The 4,941-nt window shown below is 51.5% G+C and carries 4 protein-coding genes; all 4 read left to right on the top strand.

Features of this window, described 5'->3' with window-relative positions; translation table 11 throughout:
• Positions 1-1,350, top strand: a 1,350-nt coding sequence (locus ACJBF3_RS25770; RefSeq protein WP_406545299.1) for a DUF2345 domain-containing protein, incomplete at its 5' end; no start/stop codon positions are given.
• A 2-nt stretch (positions 1,351-1,352) separates the two neighbouring features.
• A complete protein-coding gene (locus tag ACJBF3_RS25775; RefSeq protein ID WP_045332239.1) occupies positions 1,353-2,879 on the top strand; it encodes a triacylglycerol lipase in 1,527 nt (508 codons plus the stop codon).
• 107 nt (positions 2,880-2,986) lie between these two features.
• On the top strand, positions 2,987-3,988 hold the full coding sequence (locus tag ACJBF3_RS25780; RefSeq protein ID WP_048994281.1) for a T6SS immunity protein Tli4 family protein: 1,002 nt from the start codon (positions 2,987-2,989) through the stop codon (positions 3,986-3,988).
• 175 nt (positions 3,989-4,163) lie between these two features.
• Positions 4,164-4,941: type VI secretion system Vgr family protein (locus ACJBF3_RS25785; RefSeq protein WP_406545300.1), on the top strand; the 778-nt coding region annotated here is incomplete at its 3' end.

Below are 4,941 nucleotides of genomic sequence, written 5' to 3' on the forward strand. Positions count from 1 at the left end.
GTGATGGCGGGCACCCTGCCGGCCCGCGTCACCAGTACCACCGAAAATGACACCTACGGGCATATCGATAAGGACGGCCGCTACCGCGTCAATATGCTGTTTGACCGTGACAGCTGGGAGACCGGGTTCGAGAGCCTGTGGGTGCGCCAGTCCCGCCCGTACGCCGGCGACACGTACGGCCTGCACCTGCCGCTGCTGGCGGGCACCGAAGTGGCGATTGGTTTCGAGGACGGTAACCCGGACCGGCCGTACATTGCCGGCGTGCTGCACGACTCGGCGCACGGTGACCACGTCACTATCCGAAACTACAAACGCAACGTGCTGCGCACCCCGGCGAACAACAAAATCCGCCTCGACGACGAGCGCGGGAAAGAGCATATCAAGGTCAGCACGGAGTACGGCGGCAAAAGCCAGCTTAATCTCGGCCACCTGGTCGACGGCGAAAAACAGCAGCGCGGCGAGGGGTTTGAACTCAGGACGGACAGCTGGGGCGCCATCCGGGCACAGAAAGGGATATTTATCTCGGCTGACGGGCAGGCCAGGGCGCAGGGTCAGGTACTGGAGATGCAGGCAGCGATGAGCCAGCTGGAGCAGGCGCGGTCACTGGCTGAAGCGTTACGCAGCGCGGCAGAAGCGGCGAGGGCTGAACTGGCAGATGTGCAGACGCAGAAGGCGCTGCTGTCAGAGGCGCTGACGGATTTAAGGAAAGCGGCGCTGCTGGTCTCGGCGCCGGAAGGGATAGCGCAGGTGACAGGAAAAAGCCTGCAGCAGTCGGCGGGAGAGAACATCATCAGCACCAGCGGCGGGCACACGGATTTCAGCGCACTGAAAAGATTCACCGTGGCGGCCGGGGAGCGGGTAAGTCTGTATGCGCAAAAGCTGGGCATCAAAATGTTTGCCGGGAAAGGGAAGGTGGAGATCCAGGCGCAGGGAGATGAGATGACGCTGGATGCGCTGAAGGATATCCGCATCAGCAGCAGTGAGGGAAAACTCATCATCAGCGCGAAGCAGGAGATAGTGCTGACGAGCTGCGGAGGATATATCCGGATAGCGGACGGAACGGTGGAGTGTGCGGCGCCGGACAAAATCATCGAGCGCGGGGCGGTGTGGCAGAAGTTTGGCGGACAGAGTATAAGCCAGGCAATGCAGAGCTGGGAAAACGCGAATTTTTCTTATACGCCTAAGGCGATTGATGCCTACGATGGGTCAGCTCTGGCAGCGCAGAAAATGGCCATTCATGGTGAGGATGCAGTCAGTCAAACCGTCTCCACCTCTGAAGATGGAAAAGGCGATTTAATGAAGCAGGTTAGTGTGGTGATGGACAAACTGCGGTTCGAGGGAGAAAAATAACCATGACTCAAGCAGCAGAAAATGAGATCGTGAGCCGACCAGAATATGATGAAAATGGGCGAGTGTACTACAGCCTGCCTAATGGCAGAGCGGAAGACAATCTGGTGGTTGTCTGTCCTAAGGTGGCGGAAAAGGTGATCCCGGTTATTTTTCTGCCGGGAGTCATGGGAACGAATCTTAAAAAGATAGATTCTGATAAAAAAGTCTGGCACGCAGACATGTTTCAGGGCTCAGATGCGCTGGCATGGCTGTATAAGTCTAAAGAACAAAGAAAAGCCTTGCTGGATCCTCTTACCACTGAAGTCGATTTAACGGGAAAGGTACTTTTCGACGATCTTGACGGCAGAGGGTTTCCCTCCAGAGCGGCCCGTGGCTGGGGCAGTGCGCTTTACAAAAGCTACGGTGAACCTCTCCATGCGCTTCAGTGCATGCTGAATGACGGTCATATTCTGATTGATAACCTGATCAATGGCACCCGCAGGCGAACGCCGCGCCAGTTACTGATTGGTGAAAATTTAGGTGCAGAGAACGGCGAAGATGCTCTGACTGAGCCTGAGGTCAGGCGGAGTTATGATTACCTTTTTCCCGTGCATGTTTTTGGCTATAACTGGCTGCAGTCAAACGCTGATTCGGCCGCGTCTCTCGAGCGATATATCAGTGAGACTTTAGGCACTTATCACGGCAGGCTTGCCACCAGTAAAGTCATTCTGGTCACCCACTCCATGGGCGGCCTGGTGGCCCGACATTATTCAGAACAAATGAACGGCAGAGACAATATTCTGGGCATCGTTCACGGCGTTATGCCTGATCTGGGATCGCCGGCGGCATATCGCCGTATGAAGACCGGAGAGCGGGATATTGTCGGAGCGGTAATTGGCGCTGATGCAGCCAGCCTGATGCCGGTACTGGCCCAGTCCCCCGGTCCTCTGCAACTGCTGCCGGGTAAAGCCTACGGGCCGGGTTGGCTGAAAATTAACGGAACGGTAAATATGAATAAGCCGGAGTCTGATCCTTACACGGAAATTTATCTGAATGAAAGTGACTGGTGGCGACTGTGTGAGAAAGAATTGCTGCTGGATGATGTGGGTAAGGGATGGAAAAATTATCAGAACAGGATAAAAAAGGATGTGCAAAAATTTATAGAAAATTTAAACGGCAAATATCATCCCAATACCTATGCATTTTATGGTGCCAGTGAAAAATATCCTTCAGACGATCATCTGATATGGCAGCAGATCCCGGCGCCGAGACCGGTTATGGGCGTACCGCTGGAGCTTCCCGTTTATCGCCATGCAGCAGGGAACACATTTGAATTGACCTCCTCCGGCAGCGCCGGGGACGGAACCGTACCAGTACGTGCCGGCAGGATTAATTTTCCCGGGATCCGCTCACTGCTTGCGACTAAAGTAGATCATGAAGGTGCCTACGCCGTGGGGGATACCAGTACGGAAAACGGTCTTTCCGTTGCGATGAAGTTCACGTTACGCTCAATTATAAAAATGGCCGGGGAGGTAGCCTCATGCGGGTAAGGCATTTATGGATGGGATTATTTGTTGTCCTCCTTATTTTCTCTACAGTTTTCTGGTTGCTCACCCGTTCGTGGCCGGTAACCTCTTTAACGGCAAAGGAAAAACAAATGACGGATAAACTATTTGAGCAGACCAGACCTCAGTGCATTGGTCGCTATCTCTTTGATGTTCCAGCTTCATTTAATAACGTTGCGATGGGTCAGGTAAAGATCAATGACATGAGAATTACCAGCAAGCGGCTGTATCCTCCGGCGTTTGCACAACGTATCCGGTTACGTGAACAGGAGTTAAAAAATAGTCCTGTAGTTGATCCCCTGGACCTTCCTTATCTGAAACAGGTATACCGGATAAATGACAATGCAGTCATTTTTGACCGCAATGAAAACGAGAGTGTTCCAGGCTTTGGGAGAATTCTTGAGGGCCATCTTTATAGCAATGGCGTGGCATTCATCGTAACAACTGAGATTACAGACTTGTCCGATCCAAAATATAAAAAGGACAGAGAGGATTATTTAAATAGTGGTTCGAAGGAAAACGATTTAAACGATAAGCCTCAGATGCTTGCTGAAATGCAAAGCCTGCTATCCCGACTAAAGGGAAGAAATGATGAAGAAGTGCCAACACTGCCTGGTATCTGTATTCCGGAAGGTTTTATTAGTGATGCAAATATGACATCGAAAGATGATATTACTTTTATATATAAGCCAGTTGATTTTGAGATTATCGTTAACAGTTATAATACTCTGGATAAAGACAAAACATTACTGGAACGAGGTAATGAAATAAATGCTGCCCTCATCAGGGTTGGTGCCCATACCCTCAAGAAAGGCACTGTAAAGTTGCCAGGCATAGATGCAGAAGAATGGCTGATGAAAGGTAAGCAGGATATCTATCAACCGAAAGAGAAAAACGTTAATTACTATACGTTTCAATTTTACGGTAATGAAAAAACGGGTGATTTGAAACATCCTGTATTCTCTGTTGAGTTACATAACTCTGGTTTGGAAACGAAAACCTATACGGATTCACAACTGGTTGATATCTGGGACAGAATCACAAGAACGTTCAGGTATCGAACTGGATCAGCTCCGGTAAACACCAGGGAGTAGATGCATCTTAAATAAGAGAGAGCTCTAAATATATTTTTAATGCTGGTTTTAATTTTGAGATAACCACCCGCTGCTAATCTACAGAATCCTATAAATTAAAACTGCAATTACTTATGCCGGCTGGAGTGAGAAAAAAGCAGCGGGCTGGAATTTGATGTGAAACAGGAATGGACGCATGAGTAATAATCCTCCATTAAGATTCAGCCATAACCACCATCTGCTGGCGGTAAAAGGCTGTGCGTCGGAACTTGACGTACTTGCCTTTGAGGGCGATGAGGCCTTAAGTAAACCGTTCAGCTACCGCATTGAATTCACCAGCGGTGACCACGCCATCAGCAAAGAGATGATGCTGATGAAGCCCGGCTCGCTGACGCTGCAGGCTCCGGTTGACCAGGGGTACGGCATAAAAGTGCAGCAGGCCGTGCGCACCCTTCAGGGCGTGGTGACCGGCTTTGAACGCCTCAGCACCTCCGCAGATGAAACCCGCTATGCCCTGACGCTCCGGCCACGCCTGGCGCTGCTCGACCGTTCGCACCAGAACGCCATTTACCAGGACATGTCGGTTCCGCAAATTGTGGAAAAAATCCTGCGCGAACGTCACAACATGCGCGGCCAGGATTTTCTGTTCTCGCTGTCAAAAGAGTACCCGCGCCGGGAGCAGGTGATGCAGTACGGCGAGGACGACCTGCACTTTATTACCCGCCTGCTGGGGGAGGTCGGCATCTGGTTTCGCTTCACCACCGACACGCGCCTCAACATTGACGTGGTGGAGTTTTACGACAGCCGGCAGGGGTACGAGAAAGGCCTGACGCTGCCGTCGGTACCGCCATCAGGCCAGCATTCAAAAGGCGTGGATTCGGTCTGGGGAATGGAATGCCATCACAACGTGGTGCAGAAGCAGGTCAGCACCCGGGACTACAACTACCGTCAGGCCACGCAGGACATGAACACCC

It is taken from the genome of Enterobacter sp. PP-008-ECC_S150 (assembly GCF_045257065.1).
GTDB lineage: Bacteria > Pseudomonadota > Gammaproteobacteria > Enterobacterales > Enterobacteriaceae > Enterobacter > Enterobacter chengduensis.

Bases quoted from the DNA above. Each gene is read 5' to 3' on its own strand.
- ACJBF3_RS25775 (WP_045332239.1), top strand. From the start codon at position 1,353: ATGACTCAAGCAGCAGAAAATGAGATCGTGAGCCGACCAGAATATGAT.
- ACJBF3_RS25780 (WP_048994281.1), top strand. From the start codon at position 2,987: ATGACGGATAAACTATTTGAGCAGACCAGACCTCAGTGCATTGGTCGC.